Source organism: candidate division KSB1 bacterium, from assembly GCA_024655945.1.
Taxonomy (GTDB): Bacteria; Zhuqueibacterota; Zhuqueibacteria; order JANLFK01; family Oleimicrobiaceae; genus Oleimicrobium.
Genome location: JANLFK010000002.1, coordinates 58,499 through 83,324 on the forward strand (window position 1 = coordinate 58,499; position 24,826 = coordinate 83,324).

Annotated in this window: 18 protein-coding genes; 5 read left to right on the forward strand and 13 right to left on the reverse strand. The window is 60.9% G+C overall.

What is annotated here, in order from left to right; genetic code table 11:
* Positions 1 to 12: 12 nt before the first annotated feature.
* From NUW13_03335 to NUW13_03350, 4 genes are all read left to right on the forward strand, one after another.
* Positions 13 to 1,035 carry a dihydrodipicolinate synthase family protein gene (locus NUW13_03335; GenBank protein MCR4438057.1) on the forward strand — a complete coding sequence of 341 codons (1,023 nt, stop codon included), beginning with the start codon at positions 13 to 15 and terminating at the stop codon, positions 1,033 to 1,035.
* A gap of 40 nt (positions 1,036 to 1,075) precedes the next feature.
* Positions 1,076 to 2,074: a hypothetical protein gene (locus NUW13_03340; GenBank protein MCR4438058.1), complete on the forward strand. Its 999-nt coding sequence runs from the start codon at positions 1,076 to 1,078 to the stop codon at positions 2,072 to 2,074.
* Positions 2,075 to 2,115: 41 nt separating this feature from the next.
* Positions 2,116 to 4,551: a carbohydrate-binding family 9-like protein gene (locus NUW13_03345; GenBank protein MCR4438059.1), complete on the forward strand. Its 2,436-nt coding sequence runs from the start codon at positions 2,116 to 2,118 to the stop codon at positions 4,549 to 4,551.
* A gap of 95 nt (positions 4,552 to 4,646) precedes the next feature.
* The gene (locus NUW13_03350) at positions 4,647 to 6,296 is read left to right on the forward strand and encodes an amidohydrolase family protein (GenBank protein MCR4438060.1); all 1,650 of its coding nucleotides are present in this window, start codon (positions 4,647 to 4,649) and stop codon (positions 6,294 to 6,296) included.
* A 7-nt stretch (positions 6,297 to 6,303) separates the two neighbouring features.
* On the opposite strand, the gene NUW13_03355 is transcribed toward NUW13_03350, so the two are convergent.
* The 9 genes from NUW13_03355 to NUW13_03395 form a co-directional block, all read right to left on the reverse strand.
* Positions 6,304 to 7,407 carry a hypothetical protein gene (locus NUW13_03355; GenBank protein MCR4438061.1) on the reverse strand — a complete coding sequence of 368 codons (1,104 nt, stop codon included), beginning with the start codon at positions 7,405 to 7,407 and terminating at the stop codon, positions 6,304 to 6,306.
* Positions 7,404 to 8,504 carry a methyltransferase gene (locus NUW13_03360; protein MCR4438062.1) on the reverse strand — a complete coding sequence of 367 codons (1,101 nt, stop codon included), beginning with the start codon at positions 8,502 to 8,504 and terminating at the stop codon, positions 7,404 to 7,406. The genes NUW13_03355 and NUW13_03360 overlap by 4 nt, the downstream gene beginning before the upstream one ends.
* Positions 8,501 to 9,508 (reverse strand): hypothetical protein, encoded by a 1,008-nt coding sequence (locus NUW13_03365; protein MCR4438063.1) that lies wholly within the window; start codon positions 9,506 to 9,508, stop codon positions 8,501 to 8,503. The genes NUW13_03360 and NUW13_03365 overlap by 4 nt, the downstream gene beginning before the upstream one ends.
* A 3-nt stretch (positions 9,509 to 9,511) precedes the next feature.
* Positions 9,512 to 10,330, reverse strand: a complete 819-nt coding sequence (locus NUW13_03370) for an HAD family hydrolase (protein ID MCR4438064.1) — start codon at positions 10,328 to 10,330, stop codon at positions 9,512 to 9,514.
* A gap of 128 nt (positions 10,331 to 10,458) precedes the next feature.
* Positions 10,459 to 10,968: a nitroreductase family protein gene (locus NUW13_03375; GenBank protein MCR4438065.1), complete on the reverse strand. Its 510-nt coding sequence runs from the start codon at positions 10,966 to 10,968 to the stop codon at positions 10,459 to 10,461.
* 76 nt (positions 10,969 to 11,044) lie between these two features.
* Positions 11,045 to 11,959: a glycyl-radical enzyme activating protein gene (locus NUW13_03380; GenBank protein ID MCR4438066.1), complete on the reverse strand. Its 915-nt coding sequence runs from the start codon at positions 11,957 to 11,959 to the stop codon at positions 11,045 to 11,047.
* Positions 11,960 to 11,998: 39 nt separating this feature from the next.
* On the reverse strand, positions 11,999 to 13,102 hold the full coding sequence (locus tag NUW13_03385) for a hypothetical protein (protein MCR4438067.1): 1,104 nt from the start codon (positions 13,100 to 13,102) through the stop codon (positions 11,999 to 12,001).
* Between the two features lie 55 nt (positions 13,103 to 13,157).
* The gene (locus NUW13_03390; GenBank protein MCR4438068.1) at positions 13,158 to 15,212 is read right to left on the reverse strand and encodes a heparinase II/III-family protein; all 2,055 of its coding nucleotides are present in this window, start codon (positions 15,210 to 15,212) and stop codon (positions 13,158 to 13,160) included.
* Positions 15,213 to 15,248: 36 nt separating this feature from the next.
* On the reverse strand, positions 15,249 to 17,126 hold the full coding sequence (locus tag NUW13_03395; protein ID MCR4438069.1) for a hypothetical protein: 1,878 nt from the start codon (positions 17,124 to 17,126) through the stop codon (positions 15,249 to 15,251).
* A gap of 242 nt (positions 17,127 to 17,368) precedes the next feature.
* Between NUW13_03395 and NUW13_03400 the strand changes: the two genes are divergently transcribed.
* Positions 17,369 to 18,469, forward strand: a complete 1,101-nt coding sequence (locus tag NUW13_03400) for an aminotransferase class III-fold pyridoxal phosphate-dependent enzyme (protein ID MCR4438070.1) — start codon at positions 17,369 to 17,371, stop codon at positions 18,467 to 18,469.
* A 10-nt stretch (positions 18,470 to 18,479) separates the two neighbouring features.
* Here NUW13_03400 and NUW13_03405 read toward each other — a convergent pair whose 3' ends face one another.
* The 4 genes from NUW13_03405 to NUW13_03420 all read right to left on the reverse strand — a co-directional run bounded on the left by NUW13_03405 (position 18,480) and on the right by NUW13_03420 (position 24,823).
* The gene (locus tag NUW13_03405) at positions 18,480 to 19,565 is read right to left on the reverse strand and encodes a hypothetical protein (GenBank protein ID MCR4438071.1); all 1,086 of its coding nucleotides are present in this window, start codon (positions 19,563 to 19,565) and stop codon (positions 18,480 to 18,482) included.
* 23 nt (positions 19,566 to 19,588) lie between these two features.
* A complete protein-coding gene (locus NUW13_03410; protein ID MCR4438072.1) occupies positions 19,589 to 21,928 on the reverse strand; it encodes a hypothetical protein in 2,340 nt (779 codons plus the stop codon).
* Between the two features lie 64 nt (positions 21,929 to 21,992).
* The gene (locus NUW13_03415) at positions 21,993 to 23,594 is read right to left on the reverse strand and encodes a hypothetical protein (GenBank protein ID MCR4438073.1); all 1,602 of its coding nucleotides are present in this window, start codon (positions 23,592 to 23,594) and stop codon (positions 21,993 to 21,995) included.
* Positions 23,591 to 24,823 carry a Gfo/Idh/MocA family oxidoreductase gene (locus NUW13_03420; GenBank protein MCR4438074.1) on the reverse strand — a complete coding sequence of 411 codons (1,233 nt, stop codon included), beginning with the start codon at positions 24,821 to 24,823 and terminating at the stop codon, positions 23,591 to 23,593. The genes NUW13_03415 and NUW13_03420 overlap by 4 nt, the downstream gene beginning before the upstream one ends.
* Positions 24,824 to 24,826 lie beyond the last annotated feature (3 nt).

The following is a 24,826-nucleotide window of genomic DNA, read 5'->3' on the forward strand; positions in this document are numbered from 1 at the left end:
TTGCGAGCGGGAATGGTGATCCCTGCTCATCCGCTCGCCCTCACGCGGCGGCGCACCCTGGACGAGCGTCGCCAACGCGCACTCGCCCGCTACTATCTGGACGCGGGCGTAGGGGGTGTCGCCGTGGCCGTGCATACGACCCAGTTCGCCATTCGCAAACCGAGCGTAGGTCTTCTGCGGCCCGTGCTGGAGCTGGCAAGCGAAGAAGTCGACCGGCACACAAGGTCCACTGGCAGAGCGGTGCTGAAGGTGGCGGGAGTCGTAGGCAAGACGGCTCAAGCGGTGCGTGAAGCAGAACTGGCGGCCCAATTGGGCTACCATGCAGTGCTCCTGAGCCTGGCGGCCTTCCCGAAGGCGAGCAACCGCGAGCTCATCGCTCACTGCCGCGCGGTCGCCTCGGTCATGCCGCTGTTCGGCTTCTATCTGCAGCAGGCAGTCGGCGGACGAGTTCTTGATGTCGACTTTTGGCGACGCTTTGCCTCCATAGAAAATGTGGTTGCCATCAAGATAGCCCCCTTCAATCGCTACCGGACCTTGGACGTGGTACGCGGCGTCGTGGAGTCAGGGCGTGGCGAGGAGATCGCTCTCTACACGGGCAATGACGACAACATCGTGATCGACCTTCTCACCACCTACTCCTTGCGCAGTGGGGGCGCACGCGTGCAGAAACGCATCGTCGGTGGCTTGTTGGGTCATTGGGCAGTGTGGACCAAGAAGGCGGTGAAGCTTTTCGCCCGGGTAAGCGGAGTCGCAGCCTGCGGCCAAGATATTCCGGCTGAGCTCCTGACGCTCGCCGCACAGGTCACCGACTGCAATGCCGCCTTTTTCGACGCCGCCCACGGCTTTGCCGGCTGCATCGTCGGTCTGCACGAGGTTCTCAGGCGCCAGGGCCTCCTGCAAGGAGTCTGGACCCTGGACCCAAGCGAGGGCCTGTCCGCGGCGCAAAAGAAGGAAATCGACCGCGTGTATGCCGCCTATCCGGAGTTGAACGACGACGCATTCGTCGCGGAGAATCTGGACAAGTGGCTGTCGTGAGAAGTGTCGCCACCTCATTGGTTCGCCAGGGAGACATGCTATGAGCAAGCTGCTGCGCGTTGCTATCATCTGCCTGTTGGTTTGTTCCTGCTTCGCCGAAATGGGAATTGCGCGCACCTTGTACGTGGTGACGCGCAGCACCAAGGTCTTCAGGTTGTCGAAGCGGGACTTCCCCAGCGTGGGGCTGTTCGCGACCCGAGACAAAGGCCAAACGTGGGAGCACCTCGGCTGGCACTACACCAAGTGCTTCTCCGGAGCCACTACTGTGGTCGATGGCCAACGCGTCTACTATCTGGCCTGTGGCAATGGTGTGCAAAAGTCCCCAGACGGCGGCCAGTCGTGGACCATTACCACCGGCTCGAACATCACCGAGTGCTTGAAGGTGGCAACCGACCCGCGCAATAGCCAGGTGGTCTACACTGCTTCCGCCTATGGCATTTTCAAGACTGTGGACGGGGGCAAGACGTGGCAGGAGAAGAACCGCGGACTGGCCAGCACTTTCACAGCTGCGGTGATTATCGACCCTGATGACCCGGAGATTCTCTACTGTGCCACCGAAGCTGGAGTCTGCCGAAGCAGGGACGGAGCCGAACAGTGGGAGCCCATCGGGCTGCTCGGCCTGGGTGTGCGGACGATTGTGCAGCACCCCGTGCACCGCGATATGCTCGCCGTGGGCACCGAAGAAGACGGGGTATGGCTCTCTCACGACCGTGGCACTACCTGGCAGCCGGCCAACGCTAGTCTGACGCACAAGACCGTGTACGCCCTTGCCTTTGCGCCCCAGGACGACCGCACCATGTACGCCGGCACTTTCCAAGGCGGGGTCTTCAAGTGCGAAGACGGAGGCGCCACCTGGAGGAGTTGCAATGAAGGCCTGCGCGTCTTGGACATCCACGCGGTGCTCGTCGACCCGGACGACAACAACACCGTCTACCTGGGCACGCTCAACGACGGCGTCTGGTGCAGCACTGACGGCGGCGGCCACTGGCGCTTCATCGGTCTGGAAACAAGCCAAGTCTGGGACATGTTCTTCGAGTGATGCTGATGACCTTGCACCTTCTGGCAGCTGGGAGCGTTGACATGGCACGAGTGCACTTTGCTTTCGGGATGGCGGCGTTGTTTCTGTTCTGCGCTGGCTGTCTGGCATCGGCTGGAGAGACTGGCTACAAGCAAAGGCTCAACCAGGTGCTGACCTGGGCAGATACCAGCAAGAGCGAGAGTTTCTTTTCTGCAGCAGCCAAGATCTACAACGCCACGCACAAGGAGGAAGGGTTTCGCACCTTTTCCCGTGCCCTGCGCCGCTTAGAAAAGTCGCCCTCAGGCATGTTCGACATCTACAGCCTGATGATCAGCTACCTGGCGGTGCGCGACCGGCTGCCGGACAGCCTCAACCAGCAAGTCCGCCAGGCAATGCGCACCGCCTGCTTCTATCGCGGCGACACGGAAAACCATCTCACCATGTACTACACCGGCCTCTATCTGGCGGCGCAAGCCTTCCCTGACCTCCCGGCAGAAAAGTGGTACACAGGCAAGTCGGCTGCAGACAACATGGAGGAAGCGCGCGCCTGGCTGGATTACTGGATGCGCACCACCACGACCATCGGCCAGGGAGAGTTCGACTCGCCCACCTACATGGCCTTTTTCCTCGCACCCATGTTTGGTCTCTCCCAATGGGCGGAAGACCCTGTCATGCGGGACAATGCCAAGGGGATGTTGTACTGGCTGATCGCTGACTTTGCCGTGGAGCACTTGGAGGGAATGTACGTCGGCGCTCACAGCCGCGAGTACCCAGAACGGTTGATTGACAAGACAAATCCCGCCTCGGTGATGAACAGCTGGGCGTGGCTTTTCTTCGGAAGGACTCCGCCGCGCTACGATGACACCCTGCTCGCCGCAGCGTTCAGTGACTTTGTGCTGCCAGAGGTCCTCTACCGCATCGGCATCGACCGCAGCAGGCCCTATGTGCACACCGAAACCAAACGCGTGCGCAACATCATGCGCCTGGGCACGGAGAAAAACCCTCCGGTCTACAAGTACACCTACATGACCAAAGACTATGCGCTCGGCTCAATGATGGGCGGCGGCATTCTGCAGCCCATTCAGCAGCATGTGTGGGACGTGAGCTTTGTCACCGAGAGCCGGCACGCCTCCATTTTCTCGGTTCACCCTTACATCGGCCAGGAAGACTTGGGCATGTTCTTCCCAGAGGAGATGAAGTTTGCCCTCGACGAGGTGACGCGTTTTCACACCTACTATGGCAGCGAGAACAAGTGGTCGTCCAGCTCGCCATACGAGAAGACTTTCCAACACAAGAATGCTTTGATCGTCCTGTATGACATTCCGCCCGGCACGACCTTTCCGCACGTCGATACCTATTTCCCCAAGGACCTGGCGCGGCGGGAAGTTGACCCTTCCGGATGGATATTCGGCCAGGGCGGACGGACCTACATCGCCTACTTCCCGCTCAAACCGGGCGAGTGGATTGAGGAGTCAGAAGGCTACCGTTTTCGCAGCTACGCCTTGAAAAACGGCTGCATTGTCGAAGTCGCACAGCAAGACGAGTATCCATCTTTCGAGGAGTTCAAGCGGACCATCCGCCGCAACACCCTGGTGCGGGACACCTTTGACGCTACCGTCACAGTGAGCTACACTACCTCTGCCGGAGATGTCATGCAATTTGCCTACCATGGCGAACGGCGTCTGAACGGCACGCCCATCAATTTCGCCGACTATGGTCTGTTCAAGGGGCCGTTCCTCAACGCCGAAGTCGGAAGTCGCCGCCTGTTCATCGAGCACGGCGGGCAAGGGGTCGTAGTGGACTTTGCGGCGGCGGAACGTGCTCTCATTTTGCCCGTGGTGACCTGCGTGCGCACGCCGCAGGCTCCAGCGCTGGACGGCTCGCTGACCGACCCCGTCTGGGACAAGGCCCACCCTATCGTGCTGAGCGACGCCATCACAGGAGCTTCTCCTCGCTACCGCACTGAGGTACGCCTGCTTTACGATGAGAGCCATCTGTACGTGGGCTTCCGCTGCGAGGACGAGCACGCCTGGGGCAGCGTCAGTAAACGCGACGGTCCCATCTACGAAGAAGAGTGCGTGGAGGTCTTCCTCAATCCTGCAAGCTCCACGCACCAGTACTATGAAGTCAACCTGAGCCCGCGCAACGTGGTCTTCGATGCTTGCATCGTCAACGATCGCACGCCGCAGCGAGCGGATGCCACCTTCAAGAGTCTCAAGGAGTGGGACGCTGAAGGGCTGCGGACTGCCACCGCCGTCGACGGGAAGCTTAATGCGCCGGGGAAGGCGCGCGCTTGGACCGCAGAGATGGCCATCCCGTTGAGCCAGCTCTATGGTGCTCCGCACCGGCCGGTGAAGTCTAGGGAGACCTGGCGGGCGAACTTTTACCGCATTGACACGCCCGAAAGAAAGAAGGCTCAGGAGCTCTATGCCTGGAGCCCCACTGGCAGGCAGGCATGCCACCTGCCCTGGCGCTTCGGTTACCTCCGCTTCGAGTGAGAAAGGCACCACATTGTCCAGGCGCAACGGCGCGAAACTGTGCCGCCGCGCCTTCAGCGCAGAGAGGGAAGCATTGACCAGGAGGATGACCAAGCGTGGCTCTTAACCGCGACCAGGGAAGCACTAACCTATCGGAGCAGAGGCAAACCATCTACTTCGACTGTTTCGCGGCGATCGGCAGAAGGGCCGCCAAAGATCCGCGCGCGCCGTGGAGCACTGCGGCGCTGTTGGCGGAAATGGAGCGCTGCCAGGTGCATGGGGCGCTGGTCTTCGCCCATCAGGCGCGGGAGACGCACCCGGCCGTGGGTAACCCTCTGGTCACGGAGGAGTGCAGGCGGCACCCACGGCTGTTCCCATGCTGGGTGGGCATTCCCCACCACACCGGCGAGTTCCCCCCTCCCGAGCAATTGGTGCGCGCGATGGAGGCCGCTAACGTCCGCGCCTTGAAGATCTTTCCACGACTCTTCGAGTTTCGCGTGGACGAAGCCACCTTGGGCCCGCTGCTTTCCTGCTTGGAAGAAGCCGGCATTTTGCTGATTGTCGACGCCGGGCGCTACGACGAGGCAGTGCAGATCGATTGGCAGGAGGTGAACTGGATCTGCAGTCGTTTTCCCCGCCTCAACCTTCTGTTGCACAGCGTGCGCTGGGAGAGCACGCGCACACTGGTCCCGCTTGCCCAGCGCCATCCGAACCTGTACTTCGAATTCTCCAACTACCAGGGTAATCGGATGCTGGAGTTCTGGTGTGAGGTGATTGGCCATGAGCGCCTCCTGTTCGGCTCGGAGGCACTCGTAAAGAGCATGGGGGCAGCGCGCGCGTATGTGGATTACGCAGAGCTCACCGAGGCGCAGCGGCGCGCCATCGCCAGCGGCAACCTGCAACGCCTATTGCGCCTGCCCTCACTCCCTCCGCCCTACCCGACAAAACCCAAGCAGGAGGACCACGTGCTTCAGTGCGCACTGCGCGGTGAAGCGGTGCGCGATTCGGTGGTCATCGACGCGCACGCCCACATTGTGCAGGCTGCCGGGAAAGGTGCTTCGCGGGTGGCAATGAATCGCGCAGATGCGCAGGCAGTCGTAGAGCGCAACCGCCGCCTCGGCGTCGCCAAGACCTGCGTCAGTGCCTGGACCGCAGTCTGGGGCGACTACGTGCTCGGTAACCAGGACACGCTGCAGGCCATGCGCGCCTTCCCAGAGGAGATTGTCGGCTACGCAGTGCTCGACCCAAACTATGTGACCGACTGGGAACGGGAATGCCGATTCTACCATCTGGAATGCCGTTTCTTGGGGATGAAGCCCTATTACCCACGCCAGAAGGTCCCCTACAACGACCCGTTGTTTACGCCCTGGTACCGCTTTGGCGACGAACACAGGCTCTTTTGCCTGCTGCACTACTCGGACAAGTTCAAGGAAGAGGTGAGCGACATCGCCCCGCGTTACCCCAACATTGCCTTCATCCTGGCCCACTCAGGGACGAGCTGGAAAGTGGCCCGCGAGCACGTGGCCTTGGCCAAGCAGTTTCCCAATGTGTTCTTGGAAATCACCTTCACCTCGGTGACCAATGGCGTGATCGAGTTCATGCTGGAGGAACTCGGCTCGGAGCGCGTGCTTTACGGCTCTGATGCACCCATGCGCGATCCATACCCCCAGTTTGGCTGGGTGGCATACGCGGACCTCCCCGAGGAGGACAAGCGCAACATCCTCGGCCGGAACATGCAGCGAATCTTGGACAGGGTGGCGCTGTAGGGGTGGGTCAGATGGGGTCTTGGTAGCCTTGTAGGCGCCGCCTGATATCGGCTGCGCGGTCGAAGATCTCCTCCCGGCTCACTCCTGCCGCCGCGAAAAGGGCAAAGATGTTCTCGTCCGGGGTCTCTGGCGGAATGGTGTGCGAAGCGGCCAAGATGTATCCCCCGCCGTCGCGGCTCATCAGCTCGATAAGCTCGCCGGTGGAGCGATAAACCTCCTCTGACGTCCCGTAGGGAATAACGCGCAGGTTGTCCAGCCCGCCCATAAAGGAGAGGCTCTCCCCAAAATCCTCTTTGAGCGCTCCCGGCTCCATGCCTGGACAATTGCACTGAATCGGGTTGAGGACATCAACACCGATCTCGATGAGGTCGGGGATTATCTCGCGGAGGGCACCACAGCAGTGGTAGGCAACCCAAAGACCCCTCTCCTTGCCCACGGCCACGACGCGCCGCAGATGCGGCTTGACGAGCCGGCGCCACGTCTCTGGGCTCATCATCAAGCCGCGGTGCGACGCAACATCGTCGCCGGTCCATAGCCAGTCCAAAGGGAAACGATCACACGCCTCCTGTGCGAGCACGACGGCAAAGTCCGCACAGCGCGCCAGGAGACCCGAGGCGAGCTCCTCATCGGTGGCGAGGTCAAGGAGGGCCTGTTCCATCCCCCGCAGCCGGCAGTGTATCTCAAAGACGCAGGGCGAAACATCGCAGCCGATGAAGCAGGTCTCCTTCTGGCGCACGACGGGCTGCATTTGCGCAAGAAGTTCCTCGACATGCTCGGCTGGAAAAGCATACGCCTCCACCTCCTCTCGGGAGTCCCTTTCCAGCGGATAAGCCTCCGCCTGATTGAAAGCGCCGCGCTTTACCCATTTGATTCCCCAAAAGTCGACGTGCCACTCCCCTTCGTGTGCATGGGTTATGCCCTCCATGGCGTAGTTGTTGTTCACCCAGGCCTGGCGGACATCGTTGCCCATGGCTTCGCCGACGAATGAAGGCGGGATGCCCAGGGAGCGGCCCAAGCGCTGGGCAGTGTCCGGGTGAAACCACATGAAAATGGGCACCCGGTCGGCGGGCTCGCGCCGCAGCGCGGCATGCACGCGTTCTTTGCTCGTCATCGGACCCGGCGCGAGCCTCCTTTGCGTGACCTTGCTCGTCCAGATGGATCAGCGCCCGAGCTCTTCGCGAAGAGCTCGGGCACGCGCTCCCATTCTTCGTACACGGCCATCACCGTGACCGGATTTGCCCCCGCACCGAATTCGAGCTGGGCGATGATGCCCCCTGCAGGGTCATACAAATGCTTGGCAACCTCTCGCACTGCCTTCCTCCCCTCTTCTGGGTCAGGAGAGGGTAAGATGTGCTGCCGGTCGATTTCACCCCAAAAAGTGATCTTCCCTTTCACCCGCCTTGCCAAATCGGCAATGTCCATGCAAAACAGCTGCGAGTTTATGGCGTCCACGCCCATCTCGACCAGGTCCTCGAAAATCTCTGAGATGTTGCCGTCAGAGTGCATGAAGGCAAACTTCCCGTAGCCGTGGGAGAATTCACAATAGTCCCGATAAAGCGGCTTGAACAGCTCCCGCCACGTGTCCGGATGAATGAGCAGGCCGTGTTGACTGCCCCAGTCGTCCATGAAGCTGATCGCGTCCACCTCGGTGGTCACCCAAAACTGCATTTCCGCAAGGTAAAAGTCGTGGATGAGGTTGAGCAGTTCCACGACTTCCTCGCCAGGCGCGGCCATGTCCATGAGGCTCTGCTCGCTGCCTCTGATGAACTGGTAGCGCTCCCATGGGCGCGGGCAGCAGCCTGCCAACACGAACTTGTCCGACTTGGCGTAGAATTTGTTGACAACGCTTCTGGCCTTTTCCGGCTCCTGTGGCAGGATCTCGTAGGGTGGTTTCACCTCCTGCCACCGGCGCAGGTCGACCAGCAGGGGCTCTCGCACCTCTCCTTGTACGCCGTCTTGAATGTTCACGAACCGGCATCCCCATTCGTCCACAAACGTGCCCTTGCGGTACATCTCCCCTTTCGACCTGGGCGAGGCCTTGTAGACGATGGGGGAGCCGGCGAAATCCGAGGGAAACCGGCGTTGCACCTCGGCCACCGCCTCCGGAGAGTGGTCAGTGGCCCAGGGAAGTACCCAGAGGTCGCGGGGAATGCGCTCCGGATGCCGGAACGTAATTGCCTTGCGTACAATCTCGCGGGGAATGGTCATGGTGTGGCCCCCCTTGACTGTTCGCTCAGTCGTGGTGATCCTGCCAGCAGCTGCGTGATGTGCCAGTACAGCGCGGGCAGCGTGCGCCGATGCTCGCCGCGCACATAGACACTGGCTCCACCATCGCGCACGCTGCGCACGAGGATTGTCTTGTACGGCCGGAAATAGTAGCGGGGATCGCTCTTTGGGGGTTCCCCGTCAAGCTCGCCTCCCAGATCGAGCAGGTCAAAAACCGCGGTGGTAAAGGCGCGAATCTGCCTGCCCTGCTGCCGCGCCACGTTGCGCGCCATGGACAGCGCCTTGAGAAAGACCTCAGGTCCCATCACCGCAGTGCCGTAGTTGAGCAGCACCCCGCCCTCAAGTCTTGCCACTGTGTTGGCCAGAATGAGAAAGTCGGTGTAGGAAGTAGCCCCCAGGGCGGCGCCGTCGCAGTTGGCGTGCTCGTGGATGATGTCGTAGCCGATGCCCACGTGGACCGTGACAGGAACCCCCCGGCGGAAGCCGGCAGCCAGGATGCTCACTTCTCGCTGTGGGAACTGCTCCTGCTCGATCATTCGACCGATGGCCTCGCCCATGCCGATCTGGTCGCGCGCCCCTTGGACAATAGCGTCGTTGATCCTGCCGGTCTCCTGCCAAAGCCCGAATTGCCCCTCGCTGATGTAGCGAGCCACACTTTCTGAGGTTGCCCCCGCCAGCGCCAGCTCAAAGTCGTGGATAGTCACGGCCCCGTTCATGCCCACGTGCGTGACGATGCCACGCTCGATGAGGTCGATGACCAGGCGCGACAGTCCCGACTTGACCACGTGCGCCCCCAGCATGAGCACGACCTGCTTGCCCTGCCGGTGCGCGGTGGCCACCGCCAGTGCTACCCTCAGAATCTCCTCGCTATGGAGTTCATCACGCGCCTCATCTGGGCGCAGAAGGTCCGCAAGGGTGACCAGGTGTTGCCGCTCGGCCAGCGGCTTCAAATGAATCTTGGTTCGATCGAATGTCGCAAAAGGCATAGTCTATCTCTCGGCAAAAAGGAGTGCAACCAGGGAGTGCCAGTTCCTGAAGTCCGGAATGATGATGTCTGCACCGGCTGCAATGAGCACGCTGCGCTTGCGCTGGTCAACGCCGCTTCTCCTCACCTCGTCAGAGGCGACGCCCACTGCAAGTCCCCCGACCTTCTTGGTGTCTTCAATTTCGACGTAGCCGTCACCAAAGGTGACCAGCTCAGGGCCACGCACCTGTTGTTCGGCGAAGATGGCATGAATGGCTACCATCTTGGCATCCTCGGCCCGCTCATCCTGGGCGCCATGGATGGCGGCGAAGTACCCTGCGATACCCAACGCGGCTGCTTCCTCCCTCACATCGGGCTCATCGGTGCCGGAGGCAAGGTAGCAGCGTACCCCGCGCTCGCAAAGCGCGCGCAGCATGTCCACTGCTCCTGGGACCATTATCTGTTCTGGGGGCGTTTGCCCGCTCTTCACCGCGTACACCCGCCCCTTGATGTGCTCCCAGAGACGGGACAGATACTCCCTCTTGTAGACACCGGGGGGTTCTGGTTTCCCGCCCCGCTTGCGCACCTCTTCGGCCAGAAGCATCATCTGAAAAATGGTCTGCTGCCCCGTGGTGACGGTGACCAGCTCCTCCACAAACTGCTGCAGCTCAGCCTCAGGCTCGTGCTGGGGGGTCCTAAGCAGCACTTCCACCATCAGCGGGATCATGACCTGCTGCCAACCTTGCCGTAGCAGCGAAATCGTGCCGTCAAAGTCGAACAGGGCGTGGCGAATGATGCCATTCATGCGCTCGGCCCTGATGATTTCGATGGCATACTCGCGCACCCTTGCGAGCGAGTCACCTGCGCTCGTCGCGGTTTCGCCTCGCGAGCTGCGACGGGAGACTCCGGGGCGGTTCCTGCGGCTACCACGCGTGCCACCCGTGCTGGGCGAACGCAAATGTGCCCGCTCTTTCACCATCGGTCATAGTGCACAAGTTCGGACAAAGGCTTGCGGCTCTTGGGGCGTGGCGAATCGGCCGGGTAGCCGAGTGGCGTGAAAGCGAGCGGCTCCACACCTTTGGGCAGGCCCAATACCTCGCGCGCCGCCACCGGGTCAAACGCCGCGACCCAGCATGTGCCCAGCCCAAGGTCAGCGGCTGCCAGTATCAAGTGGTCCATCGCGATGGTCGCGTCGACATCGGCGTAGCTCTTGCCGTCCATGCGCGACCAGGCTTTGTCCGACAGCGCGCACACCCCGATGACCAGAGGCGCCTGGGTGAACCAGGCGGCCTTGTAGATGCGCCGCAGCTCATCCTCTCGCCCCTTGGTTTTGATTACCAGCAGGGCAAAAGGCTGGCGGTTGGCTGCAGTTGGCGCCAGACGCGCCGCCTCCAAGACCGCTGCCAGCTTGTCCTCCTCGACCGGCCGATCTTGGTAAGCACGCACACTATAGCGCGCTCGGATAAGAGCCGAAAATTCCATGTCTCACCTCCACGTCTTCAGGTACACCTGCGCGGACGATGCCTGCAGCGCCCGCGGGGCTCCTTAATCAGAAACGTCAGGAGAGAACCTGGAATCCATACGAGGCTACCACCCGACGCAGCGTCTCGAGCTTCTCCTCAGGCGGAGCTTCCAACTGCGCCGCACGGTAGCGCATGCCCAGAGCCGAGTACTTGTCCGCCGCCAGCCTGTGGAAGCGAAGGAGCTCGAAGGCGACCCTTGGCTCGCCGTTCGCCCCTTGTCTGGAAGGCGGCATCAGGCGGCGTACAGTCTCGGCAATGAGGCTCATGTCTTTCTCGCTGTCGTTGAAGCCAGGAATCACCGGCACGCGGATGCACACTTCGGTGTCGGTCTGCAGCAACCGCTCCATATTGGCAAGGATGGCCCGACAGTCTGCGCCGGTAGCCTGCCTGTGCTTGTCGTCGTGCACGTGTTTGATGTCCAAGAGGACCAGGTCGGTATACGGCAACAGCAGAGCCAATTGCTCCCAGCGCCCCACTGCCGCAGTGTCCAGCGCCGTGTGTAGCCCCGCCTTCTTGCAGCGGGCCAAAACCGCCGCAGCGAAAGCCGCCTGTCGCAATGGTTCACCCCCAGAGATCGTCACCCCTCCCTGCGAGCTCTCGTAGAAGACTCGGTCCCCGAGGACGGCCTCCACCACCTCCTCTTCGCTCATGAGCTGCCCACACATGAGTAGAGCCCCTGTTGGACAACCAGAAGTGCATTGCCCGCACGCCTTGCACGCCCGTCGCGTGAATTGATGCTGCCTGTGTCGGACGGTATGTGCCCCTTCTGGACATACCTGTGCACATTCACCGCAACCAATGCATCGCGAGGGGTGATACTGCAACTCCGGCTTTTCGCGGAGGCCCTCTGGGTTGTGACACCAGAAACAGCGCAGGGGACATCCCTTGAGAAAGACCGTCGTCCTGATGCCCGGCCCGTCATGGATCGAGTAACGCTGGATGTTGAACACTACCCCGGTCACGTCTTTCGCCACCTTGCCCCCTGCAACTCAGGGGACGGCGCCACATTCCACGGCCTCGTCCACCATGGCGAGGTAGTTGGCCACCGGGACGTAGCTGGGAATAGAATTGCCCGATCCAACTGCGTAGCGCCCACGCGGGCCGCACGTCTCAATCAGGGTGCGCGTCCTCTGCCGCACCTGCTGAGGAGTTCCGGCAGCAAGGATATTGACGTCTACGCCCCCAAGCGCTGCTACACGCCCTTGGTAGCGCTCCTGGAACTCTTCCACTGGGAGGATGGCGTCTTCGAAAGAGTGCTTGCCGTCGATGCCCACCGTCCCCAGCAGGTCCTCCATGATCGCCTCGAGATTGCCACACGAGTGCAGGAAGTACGGTACCCCGTGCTCATGAGCAAGGGCAGCAAACCGCTTGTGCCAGGGCAGCACGTATTGGCGCAAATGCTGCGGCGCGATCAACGTGCCTGTGCGGAACCCCATGTCATCGCCTTGGAAGATAGCCACCAAGTGGGGAAGTGAAAGGAGTCTTCGATAGTACTCCTCGAAAGTGCGCCCCAGGCGGTCCACCAGTTCCTGCACCAGGTCTGGGTCATCATGGAGCGCCAGACACAAGCCTTCGTAGGACATGATCTGCGACAGGTGTTCGAAAATGCCCCCCGCATGGCAGCTCAGCAGACCCATGCCTTCCGGCAGGTGCGCATTCACGTATTCAAGCTCGAAAAGGTCGGCATCTTCAACCTTAGGCCATTCGTACTGCAGCAAGTCTTCGCGCGTCCGGATCACCCCGCCGTGCAGGTCTGCCCATGCCCTGTCCTTTTGGAAGCTCGTGCCTGGGTCCTGCGCCACGGCGAACTTTTTCAAAAATGGCAATGGACGTTCCAATCGCACACAATCGTAGCCAAGCCTGTACCACACTTCTATGAAGTTGTCCAAGGAGTGAACCTGCTGCGCCCGCTCTGTGTTCCAGGCCACCCATTCTCTGCCGAGAAGCTCAGTGACAATCGGCTGCAGCACGACGTCGTCGACGATGTACTCCACCAGCGGCACGCGACGCGGTTCCTGGCGGCCAAGGAGAAGACTGATGAACTCTGCCGCGTTTGGCCTTGGCCGTTTCACTGGCAGATTCCGCAACTCCACATTGCCTCCTGTGGTTGAGAAAACAGCTGAAATGACTGACCACTCCCTGCCGGCCTCAGGTTGTCAAGCTCTCCACTTCGAATTCGGGCAGGGTGCCACGGTCGAAGACCAGCAGGTGCAGCTGCTTGTCATGCAAGGCGACCTGTAGGTTCCACACCTCCTTCTCGCGGCTGAGGCGAATCACCGGGTCTGGGTCGTCCGGCCTCAAGGGGCACCCGACGGTGAGCAGCAGCTGTTCAGTAGCGCGCTCCGTGGTGGCAAGCTCGGCGAACGGGAATATCCCCACCGTCTCTGGGACTGGATGCCTGTCTGCCCTCACCACGATCGGCACTGACCCAGCGCAGGCTGCGGCGAAGCGCGCTTGCGGTCGCAGGATAGTGAAGAGATTGTCGCGGCACACCACCTCGCCCTTGCCGTCGCTGTTTTCCGCGTGCCACCTTGCGGCAAAGAGTGAGGCATCGCTCCTTTTACGCAATTTGTCCACCACCACCAGGCAAGGGATGCCAGGCACAATGATCACCGTCCTGGTGACGGCATCTATGTCCGGATTGACCAGCTGGTAAGCGGCGGTGGCATCGCTCGCCCAAAACATGTACCCTTGCCGTTCGCCGATGCGCACCACCTTCGCAGAGGCCTGGGAGGCATTAGTCCCTTCTTTCCCGTCGTGGTACTGGTGCCCAATGCCTTCGACGAGCACCGTGTTGTGCGCGGGGGAAGTGCGGAGCAGCCACGCAGGATGGCGGTGGTCGTACGGAGGTCGCTTGATGTCGGCAAGTAGGACCTCGCCATAGCACTTGAGCACCACGGAGTTGCGGTCGGCATGCTCGTGGTTGGCCGGTCCACCGCTGCGCATGGCCACCACCAAGTCGTCAAGCTCGTAACCGGTGCGCGCGATGACCCAGTCCAGGGCCAAGTGTTTGAGATGTTCGCGCTGAGATGGACTCGATGGGGTCACGCTTTCATCGAACCAGATGATCGAGTAGTGACTTTGCCGGTCTGCGTGATGCGTTGCCACGTGCTGGGCCAGGCCATCACGCGAGCGTCGAGCGATCCACAGGCCCGCACCAGAGTCAAAGCCGCGGCCACTGTCGCCAAAATTCACCAGATAGTGCGGATTGTCGTAGTGGGGCATTTGCAGCGCCAGAATGAACTCCATCATGCCAGGGTAGTTTGCCAAGTCGAAAAGGTGCAAGCCTCTCTTGCGCGCGAGCATTTCCACGGTGAGCGCCATGTGCAGTGCCGTATAGTCCCAATAGGAACCACCCTCGTCATAGCTGCCGTCCCACGCAAAGCGGTTGACAAAGGTGCGGTAGCTATACTCCACCATCTCCCACCATCGTTCAGTCCGCTGGTCAAAGCCCTCTAACGCTGCTGCGCCAACGGCAAGGGCACCCATGGGCACAGCTTTCAGGTTCGTTTTGTCCAAGATCTCCGGCCAGCGACGCATGTCGCGCTCTTCCCAATAGCTCTCGCGGTCAAACCCCCATCCCACCACCTTCTCCGGATACCGCATGCCAAAGAGCGAGCGATAACACGGTTCGCAGCCTTTGTCACCAATCTGCCTTCGCATCTCTTGGCGCTCATCCTTGTCCAAAAGGCCGCCTAGCCAATCGTAGGCAAGCGACATGGCAATGGTGGTGGCCGGAGCGCGCTGCAGGCCGATTGTGTACACGCCAGCTTCCAGAAAATAGTCCCATTTCGGGTATTCAAGCAGACGCTTGACGGCCAAATGGGCCAGGGCCCCCCTGTTCCGCGTGCCGGTAATCAGGTAGACGAAGGCCTCCCGTTCTAAGATCTTGCATGCCCGGTCGATGTCACGCAGGTGGTTGTGCAGGTCGATCTCCTTTTCCAGGAAACGCCGGTCCGGGGCGATGTCCATGTCAAGCAGCCCCTGCCAGTAGCTGCGCAACAGAGGGGTATTCACTTTCCGCTGGAGGGCCGGCACATCGTTCGCCGAAAAGAGGAGGCCGAGCGGGACATGCGCCTGGGCAGCCCCGCCCTTGCTGCCGGCTCGCACAATCGCTGGCGCTGCAGCCAGTAGGCTGGCGGCCATGCCTGCGTCGCGGAGAAACTCCCTGCGCGTCACTCCTCCTCTGCTATGGTTTGCCATGACTTTTCCTCCTCTTTGTGAAGGCTGGCCTGCTCATCATGTTCGCATCGCCGCTTTCTGTGTCCTCGTGCCAAAATAGGCAAAAACGCCGCCGGTCGCGCATAGAATCCCCCCAACGGCCAGCCGCACCGGGATGGCGTCCCGGCATGCGGGATCCATCATCTGCAGGAATACCACTGCCCCAACGGTTATAGCCAGCCTCCCCACCAACGGCAAACTCGACGCCATGCGCCTGCCTGAACCGTAGACTTCGCGTTGGACGTCGATTGGCACCGCCAACTTGGCGAAAAACTTCTCAACTTGCGCCAGGTCCTGGGTGGACTCCCGCGCATTGAGCCTGGCGAAAAAGTGCAGGGCGAAGGCAAAGAGTGCCGACACCAGGCACACCAGCGCCACGCCGGTCGCGCTGAGCGGCGCAAAATGGAGCACCACCATCGCCTGTGCCGCAGCCCACAGAAGTGCTAACCCCGCACTCGCGACAGGGTTCTTCCTGTGCAAATGAGCAAACGGCCTTGCCAGGAGAAGAGTAGCAAATGTGAGTCCGATGGTCGCATAGAGCTGGAACCCCACCGGCCAATGGAGCACAAACCGGGTTACCGCGCTGGCAAGCGTACCAGCGATCACCGCATTGGCGGCCGACCAGCGCGGGAGACTCTTGAACACCAAGCCAAAGGCGAGGGGGATGGCCAAGGGCATGTAGAAGAGCGACAGGAAGACAACCATCAAGTTGAAGATGCCGAGGTTGCTCTTGGCATAGAGGATGGCTGTACCCATGGTCACAATGCCCAGAAAGACGGTAGCCATTCGGCCTACAAACAGAATCTGTCGATCGGTTGCTCGCTTGTTGATGAGCCCGGCGTACAGGTCCCTGGAGATAACCGAGGAGTCAAGGTTGTAGCCAGCGTTGATCGTGCTCAAGGTTGCGGCAAACATCGCCACAAGGAAGAAACCAATCAGACCCTTGGGCAGTGTCTTCAACACAATGCCGACGTAGACGAGGTCCTCCGGCTTGAACTGGCCCGAGAAGAAGGGGGTTTGGGAAAGGTCCGGCCAGAGCACAGATGCCACCAGCGGCGGTATGCCAAACAGCACCGGAACGGTGAGAAAAAGGAGACTTCCCATCAAACCCACTCTCTTTGCCTCTTTCTCATCCGGGACGCTGTAGTAGCGCTGCGCCGGTGCCCAATTGGCGTTCACGATGTTGAAGGCGGTGATGGCAATCAAGTAGTGAATATCATAATCAAGGCCGCTGTACGAATGGGAGAACTTGAGTGGGGGAATCTGCTCCAAGAGGGGCCCAAGGCCCCCGACCAGCTGCAGGCTCAAGGGCATGACCACAGCAGTGACGGCGATGAGGATCAGAAATTGCACCACGTCGGCAATGGTCACTGCCCACAAGCCGCCGAGCATGGTGTAGACCAGGATCACCACCCCGGCTGCGACAATCACCCACTCGATGGGGAGGCCAATGGTGGACGCAATAATCTTGGAGACCGCAGTCAGGGTAATGCCCCTGCCCAGCATGCCGCTGAGCACCATGACGTACCCCACCATCTGCCGTGTCGTGGCGTTGTAGCGCGTAGTTGTGTACTCCACCGGCGACACCACGCGCGCGCGCCGCCATCGCGCTGCAGTCATCCGATAGCCGATGAAGAACGCCACTGACCAGGTGAGAAAGTAGATGACCCCGAACAGCCCAGTGTGGTACACGAATCCCGCCGCCCCAGTAAAAGTCCAGGCAGTAAAATTCCCCATGTACAGCGATATGCCGCTCACCCACCACGGTATCATGTTGCCACCGGCGAAAAATTCCTTGGCACCCTTCATGAACCTGGAGAAGTAGACGCCTATCCCCACCAGGAGGACGGCGTAGACCAGGAGAGCATAGTAGTCAGCGGGTGCCAGATTGCGCATGTCTTATGCCCAAGGCTCCACCTGTTCATACTGAGCGGCCAAGCGCCGCCTGCTTGCTACAAAAACAGCTTGATTTTCTCGTCGCGGGAGCATACTTTTCGGGGTCACCGTGCCACAAGCGAAGCTGAGAAAGGACCGACGTTATGACGCCTGCTCATCGCCAGCACTACGAAAGGGCCCTCCAGGTTATCCCCTGGGCAACCCAGACGAATGCCAAGCGGTACAGACCCGAGTGGCCGCACATGCCGCCTTTTATCCGTCGCGGCGCAGGTTGCCGGCTGTGGGACCTGGATGGGCGCGAGTACATCGACTTCCGTTGCGCCCTGGGGCCGATTATCTTAGGATACCAGCACCCGGTGGTGGACGAAGCGGTCCGCGCTCAAATGTCCAGCGGCGTGCTGTTCAGCATGGCCGGCCCAGTGGAACTGGAAGCTGCCGAGGCGGTGGTGCGCACCGTGCCCTGGATAGAGCAAATCCGCTTCCTGAAAACGGGAGCCGATGCATGCACGGCCTGTGTGCGGCTGGCTCGCGCCTTCACCGCCCGCGACCACGTCCTGAGCGTCGGCTACCACGGCTACCACGGCTGGTCGGTGCCAGACTGGCCACATGCAGGCGTGCCGGCAACGGTTCGCGGCTACACCCACGTGATCCCCTATGGCGACGTGCCGGCTGCGGAGCGCGCCTTCGCCGACTGGGGCGAGCAGCTCGCCGCTGCCATCGTGGAACCGTACGACTGGCAGCACCCTGACGGGGCGCCGTTTCTCCGCCGCCTGCGCGAGCTGTGCACCGCGCACGGGGCCCTGCTCATCTACGACGAAGTGCTCACCGGCTTCCGTCTGGCGCGCGGTGGGGCACAAGAGTACTTCGGTGTAACCCCAGATTTGGCTGCCTATGCCAAGGCCATGGCAAACGGCTATCCCCTCTCCGCGTTCGCCGGAAAACGGCGCTTCATGCAGCAGCTGGAAAAGACCGTCATCACCATCACCCATGGCGGCGAGACGCTCTCTCTGGCTGCCTGCAAGGCTACGATGCAGGTGATGCACGCCCAGCCGGTCCACGAGCACATCTTTGCCATGGGCGAGCGGCTGATGAATGGCTTTGCCGATATCATCCGGGAGCTTCAAGCGCCAGCCAAGGTCATAGGGCTTCCCCCCGCTCCCGTCCTCACCTTCGTCACTGGCGAGCCGCAGCGCGATACCCAGCTACGAAACGCCTTCTTCGACGGACTCTACGCCGCCGGCATCTTCGCAAACGACCGCTGGTTCATCAGCTACGCCCATCAGCCAGAGGACATCGACCAGACGTTAGAAAAGGCCCGAAAGAGCCTACAGGCGCTGCTTTAGAAGCCTCGCCTCAATGCTCGCTGCCAGCGCGCATTGGCCGCGGCGGCTTCCTTTCTTCGCAAAGACTACGTTCGGGGCCGGCTGCAGGGCTTGCCCCATCCTGGAGCACCGCCGCTTTGTGACAATACTCCCGCAGCAGGCTCAGATATTCGCGATACTGCTGCAATGACACGTGCGGTGGCGTCTGGTGGTCCGCCGAGGGGATAAACCCGCCCTGGCGCATCACAGGCAGGAGGCGCTCAAACTCCGCACGGATAGCCTCAGGCCCTTTGTCCAGTACCAACTTGTCAAAAGCGCCGATCAGCTTGAAGCGCGGGTGGCGCTGGCGGATCTTTGCCACGTCCACGCCGGCCATCCGTTCCAAGGGCGCGATCCCCTCGATGCCGACCTCCTCCAGCCAGGGTATGAGTTCAGTGACGTCGCCATCAGAGTCCACGAATGGGATGATCCCATAGCTCTTCAACACTGGGACGATCTCGCGGTAATAGGGGGCCAGAAACTCGTCGAACATCGCCTTGGACAGCATCGGCCCGTGGTTGTAGGACATGTCCTCCGCGAAAGTCATGTATTCGGGTCGAAGGATGCTGCACAACTCGTGCACCACGTGCAAGTTGAACGCCAGCAAGTCCGCGTTGATTTCGTGGATGAGCTCCGGCTGGTCGTAGAAGGCCAACAGATGTTCCTCGATGCCAAGCAGCTCCCTAGGGCCCCAAAAGAAACCATCTAATGTCAACCAGACTACAAGCTCACCACGGGCGTGAGGCTGCACCCACGAGCGCGCCACCGCCTCCTCGAAGGCCGGCCAAGGGTAGAGAAAGCGCTTAAAGTCGACGTACTCCTGCCGGCTGCGAACGAGCCGAGCACCATGAGAGGCCGGCTTTGGGCAAGCCGGGGCAAGCGGGGTTACCCAAATCTGCCGGTACGGGTCGTGGCCCAGGTATACGTTGATTTCAGTAAAGTCCGTCAGGTGGCGAGGCAGACCCTCTTCGTACCATCGCTCTAAGGTCTTGTCCCACCACATGGCCCACTCGATCATCGGGAGCCTGTCCACCGGCTCGAACGCCATGACCCGCCGAAAGCGCTCCACGTGCGTCATGAGTCTGCGCCCTGTCCTGTCCCCTACAGCATCAACTCGGCGGCCCTGCGCTCCATGTAGCCTTCTTCGATGAACGGTTCGTCATCCATGTGCTTGCGCATGAGCTCAATGCGACGGTCAAGAAGTTCGCCCAGATTGTCGCCATACATGAGGGGTGTCTCCCCTTTGTCTGTCAATGACATGAACGCCACCGAGCTTACCCAGAGCTTTTTCAGGCGCTCGGTATTTTCGATTTCCTTCTCCATGAGATCGCGCACCATGTCGCGGTAGCGTCTCTTCTTTGCCGCAGTGGTGGCGTTCATGTACCCATGCACCCCAGCGATCCACGCCGCCACGTTTCGCTGGGTCATAAACCAGCAGCGGAGAGCGCGCAGCCGCACAAGGTGGTCTACGATGACATTTCCTTGCCCAAGGTCAGCCGTGGCCTCCTCGCCGATTGCCTCCAACTTCTCGATAGCACTGTCCAATGGGTCCCAGAGATACCTGTCGATCCTCTCCACATCCAATTCGCTCTTCTCTGGCGTGGTCAAGTGGAAGAGCACGTCACGGCTCAAATCCACGTTGTTCGGGTTGTGGGGCGTCGAGCACACAAAGTCCTGATAGAAAGCCTTCTCACTGTCCGGTATCGCGTCAAGGTTCGGGACCAGGGGGCGCGCCCACAGACGGTACCAGGTGAAGCCAAACGTGGCATAGAGCGGCGTCACAATGGGGAAAGCCAGAATTGCCTCCTCGGCGAGATTCCAGGCCGTTAGCAACGTGCGGGAAAGACGCTCCCCCGCCCACTTGCGAGCAAGGATCTCCAGTTCTGCATCAAAATCCATACTCGGGTCAAAGAGATAGCGCCAGGCAATTTCGTGATTCACGTTGTAGGGAACCAACTCAGGCGGGTATGTGCCGCCGGAATGCGCAAGGTACTGCACGCCGCCTGCATGCATAGCGCGCAGCTTGCGATAGGTCAGCTTTGGATATGGCACACCCAGCAGGGGGTCAAACATGAGGTGAGGCCCGGCCGTAAAGTAGAAGTGGGCCCACGCTCCCTTTTCAGCCAGCTCCACCATCAACTTCTTTTCGCGCGCGTCAAAGTCAAGCTGATACACGCTGCCGGCATTGATGGCCTTGTTCTCTGGATACTGCGGGTGGGCATAGGGCACATCCCATCCGCGAGCAATCAGGGTTGCCGCCTCGACGTCGACACCGTCGCCGAGCCCAGCCCACACAGTGTCGTGTTCGCCGTAGAAGGATTCCAGGCGGGTCATGACCCGAAACTCAGGGTTGACCTCCCGAGCGGCATCACGCAACAGTCTGAGGAAGCGGAGCGCGTTTTCTCCTGCCACCTCGGCAATTTCCTTGTCATCCTTCCATTCGCGAATCAAGTACGCGCCGCCGTTCCGGCCCACGTAGAGCGACTTGGTATGCTCAAAGCCCGCGCCGCTATCGTTCGTCCACACGGCCAGGAAGCCCAACTCTGGTACCTCGCGCATCAGCTTCCTCATCATCTCTGCGTAATGGGCGCGCACGCGTGGGTGAGCAGTGGTCATATTGTAGCGTGGCTTGAAGCTCCGGAAAGGGTGATCCACGCGCGCCCCCCTGAGCATCGGGTAGCGCGCAAAAAACTCTTCAGGCACCGAACGCGGTTCGAAACAGAGAAGCCCGGGCGTCAGGCCGTACTTGCGTGCCAACTGCGCATTTTCCTTCAGATTGGCGAGGTTAGCAGAGAGGTAGTAGAGCGGATAGATGCCCTTGTTCAGTTCCGTGGAGACAAACTGGTCTAAGGCAGGACAGTAGGTGTAGAACATCGGATAGACTTCGCCCTTGGGCCCGGTCTCCAGTCCCATGGGGAAGGCGAGGCCATTCACCTCGATGTGCGTGAAGCCCAGGCGCGCGAGCTCGCGGATATACCGCTCTTTGTCCATGCCCCGCTGCACGCGCCCCTCCTGCGTGAGAAAGTAGTCGTACGAGACGCGCTGCCACTTGAAGGCCGTCGGGAAGACCCTACCCTTGTCAAATGGGGCGAGGTCACGATCCGCCAGGTGTTCGACCACGTAGCGCATGAAGCTGTACAGCAAATTGGCCCTGGAGGTGAGCAGCACACCGGAGCCATCGGCCTGCAGCTGCAGGTAGGCAAATTCGTTGGCAAGGTCTGCCCGAAGCTGGTGCACGGCATCCACAGCGAGCGGGCAATGTTCCACTGTCCCGACGCATAACATGCCTGGTCTGGGCTTCGCGCGGCGCGTGCGCGTTGCCTCCACCGAGGCTCCGGGCAGCCGGAACGCCAATTCGTGTGCCACGGTTTGCGCTACCAGCGGTCCCTGTGCCTTGTACACAATCACGCGCACCTTCTGCAAGGCGTCTTTCACCTTCATTGCGAAATCCTCCGTGGGAATCTGGTCAGTACCGATTCGTTCGACTGGTGGTCACTGGTGCTTTTCAAGGCCTGGCCGCCTCCAGCCGCAGCAATATCTCCTCGGAGCCGGTCACGTGCAGCGCGGCCTCCACGTACTGGCTCTCCTCCACTGTCACGCGCTGGAACTCCATTTCGCGGCCATTCACCAACAGCCGGCTGGCAGTCCCCCCCTCAGGCACCAGCAGGTGCAGGTTGAGCAGACAGGGTCTGCACTTCAAGTTCAGGCGGACCGCGTCACCCAGGTTTTCGTAGTGGTATGCGAAGGAGCGCCCAGATACCGCGTAGCACAGATTGGCCTCGCACCTTTCCACGCCTGCTGCCGGCCAGCGGGGTGCCAGCCGTACCACTGAAAACAGCTTCAGCTGGTCTTCGACGCCAACAAGGCCTTCCAAAAAGGCGTTAAGCATGGCGCTGGACCCCCAGCCATCGGTGGGAGTGGCCTCAGGACTGGTGCTCGTCTCCCGGGTAGACGGCGTCCCGTCCGGGAAGTACCACAGATACGTGGCGTTGCTCGTGCGGATCATCTGGTAGTACCTGCGCAGGATGTCCACGCCATACCATTCGAAGCCGTGCTCGAGGGCTGCCTTCGCTAACTCGCCCCCCACCAGGGGCATGATGCCGCCGTTGACATAGGCACCGCGCACCAACTTCTCATCGCCAAGGATGCCGTCCGGGAAGGGCGGGTCGATGGAATACCACTCGGCGAAGGCGCGCCCTTGTTCCTTGCGTCGAAGATACTCGCGAATGATGGCGGCGGCCATCTCCTGCGTGCACACACCCCGGTTGATGTCCATCGGGTTGCTCAGGCTGAGTTGCTCAGCCTCGTCCACTCCAGCGATCTCCACCGGCGTCAGTTTCACAAAATGCGTGTAGAACCTGCCGTTCCAACAGACTTGGTTCATGCGACGCCGGATCTCCCGGGCGCGCCGCCGCCAGTAAGAGGCACGTTTGCGTTGCCCAAAGTAGTCGTGGAGCAAGGCCATGATCTGGAAGGCCTGGTAGTAGCCACTGTTGTCGCCATGCATGATCCCCCAGTAGGTGTCCCCGGTAATCTGGAACTGCAGCCAGTCATGTTTGCCAGCCGTGTAGGCGAAGTCCCACGTGTCGACCGTGTAGGCTCGCTTTACCAGCTGGTGCTCCTGGTCCCAGCGCCACGGGTTGGTGAGCACGTAGTTCAGCGCCTTTTCCATCTTGGGCAGCATGCGGCATATCCAGCCGTCGTCGCCAGTGGCCTGCCAGGCAAGGAAGGCGGCCTTCGCAAAGCGGTATTCAACATCGGCTTCTACCGGCACGCGCACATACTTGGCCCAGTTCTCCCGCTCAGAGGGAAGCTTCTCCGGCACCGTCGTGAAAAAGTCAAATATGCGGCCGTTCTCGGCCTGCGTCTCCGCAAAGTGCTCCACGGCCGAGGTCAAGTCGCGCTCGAAGTACTTGAAACCGCGCATCATCTCACTGTGGTCGCGGATCCAGATGGACTTGCTATCCGGCGAACGGTAGCCGCGAATAGGCTTGGCGTCGATGACCAGGTCCAGGGTGTCTTGCTCCAGGAAAGCCCGGACACGAGGATAGAGCTCGTCAAACTCCGGTCGGGCCGTCGCAACATATGTCGCCTGCGATGGGCTCATGCGGATGCGCTTCCCTGTGCGTCAGCCTGCGGAAACGACCGGTAGCCGATCAACCTTACCTCCTTGCCGCGAACAGCCCACGGCACCCCTATTTCGCTGGGCAGAGCGTTGCGCCCATAGGCCTGCAGCAGCCCCTGGTTCACCGCCGGGACATAGGTGAGGCGCTTGCCGGGCTCTCCTTTCACAAGCACGATCTCTGCAGGAAACGGCGTAACTTCGGGCACTGATTCGTGCATGCCATTGATGCAGACGGTGTGGGCCATAGCGGCTTCGATTCCGCACAGGGGCCTCTCCCCCGTGCGCACGGAGGCGGTCGCCTGCCACATCTTGTCCAGGTAGTGCGCGTCCGGGGCGCCGTAGTTTTTTTGCCTGCCGTCGCGCCAACGCGCCACGAACTCAGAATGCCAGCCGGCGTAAGTCACGGTAGCGTGCTCAAATTCGTAGGAGATGAGCGGCCCCACCTCCTCTTCCACGGCGTGTGAGCCGTAGAAGAGGATTTCGACGCCTTGGTCGGTGTGAATCCGGGCGGCAAAGGTGTCAAAGTTCTCAATGTCGTTTGCGCGGTACAGCTCGGCAATCACCCACGCGGGGGTGGCACTGCCGTCCTTCCGCTCGCCCAGCAGGTAGAGCATGTTGTGCAGGTAGTGGGCTAACGCGTTGTTCGCGGGGCTGTCCAAGACCCAACGGCCTTGGTTATCCCGCTGTCGCCCGGCCCAGTCGTTGCGCCGATAGTAGCTCTCATCTCTGGGCCACAGGGCGATGGTTTTTAGGCGGACGGGCGCCCCGAATTCTCCCTTGCGGATGTCTTGTTTCAGTTCCTGGATGGTGCTGGTGAACGACCACTGATAGCCGATGGAGACAAACCTGCCTGCCACATCGCGCGCACGCAACATCTCCCAGCCTTCCTGGACAGTGGCACCCAAAGGTTTCTCGCAAAGAACGTGGCTCCCGTGCGCCAGGCACAGGCATGTCTGGGGGCAGTGGAGCTGAATGGGCGACGAGATGATGGCCAGATCCGCTTTGTGAAAACCGTAGAATTCTTCCAAACTGCGGAAGATGGGCACACCCAGGGCCTGCAGTTCGGTGAGCCGGGTACACCGCTCGGGCTCTGGGTCAACGCCACCGACTATGGTCACATCTGGGTCCATCTTCCGGTCAAGAAGCCCTTCCAGGTACACCAGTCCATAGCCTCCCAACGCAACGACAAGGATGTCCACGTTCTTTGCCACAGA

Coding starts and splice junctions, on each gene's coding strand:
- NUW13_03355 (MCR4438061.1), bottom strand. CDS start 7,407: ATGACGAGCAAAGAACGCGTGCATGCCGCGCTGCGGCGCGAGCCCGCC.
- NUW13_03360 (MCR4438062.1), bottom strand. CDS start 8,504: ATGACCATTCCCCGCGAGATTGTACGCAAGGCAATTACGTTCCGGCAT.
- NUW13_03395 (MCR4438069.1), bottom strand. CDS start 17,126: ATGCGCAATCTGGCACCCGCTGACTACTATGCTCTCCTGGTCTACGCC.
- NUW13_03390 (MCR4438068.1), bottom strand. CDS start 15,212: ATGGCAAACCATAGCAGAGGAGGAGTGACGCGCAGGGAGTTTCTCCGC.
- NUW13_03340 (MCR4438058.1), top strand. CDS start 1,076: ATGAGCAAGCTGCTGCGCGTTGCTATCATCTGCCTGTTGGTTTGTTCC.
- NUW13_03345 (MCR4438059.1), top strand. CDS start 2,116: ATGGCACGAGTGCACTTTGCTTTCGGGATGGCGGCGTTGTTTCTGTTC.
- NUW13_03405 (MCR4438071.1), bottom strand. CDS start 19,565: ATGACGCACGTGGAGCGCTTTCGGCGGGTCATGGCGTTCGAGCCGGTG.
- NUW13_03400 (MCR4438070.1), top strand. CDS start 17,369: ATGCCGCCTTTTATCCGTCGCGGCGCAGGTTGCCGGCTGTGGGACCTG.
- NUW13_03365 (MCR4438063.1), bottom strand. CDS start 9,508: ATGCCTTTTGCGACATTCGATCGAACCAAGATTCATTTGAAGCCGCTG.
- NUW13_03375 (MCR4438065.1), bottom strand. CDS start 10,968: ATGGAATTTTCGGCTCTTATCCGAGCGCGCTATAGTGTGCGTGCTTAC.
- NUW13_03410 (MCR4438072.1), bottom strand. CDS start 21,928: ATGAAGGTGAAAGACGCCTTGCAGAAGGTGCGCGTGATTGTGTACAAG.
- NUW13_03415 (MCR4438073.1), bottom strand. CDS start 23,594: ATGAGCCCATCGCAGGCGACATATGTTGCGACGGCCCGACCGGAGTTT.
- NUW13_03335 (MCR4438057.1), top strand. CDS start 13: ATGGTGATCCCTGCTCATCCGCTCGCCCTCACGCGGCGGCGCACCCTG.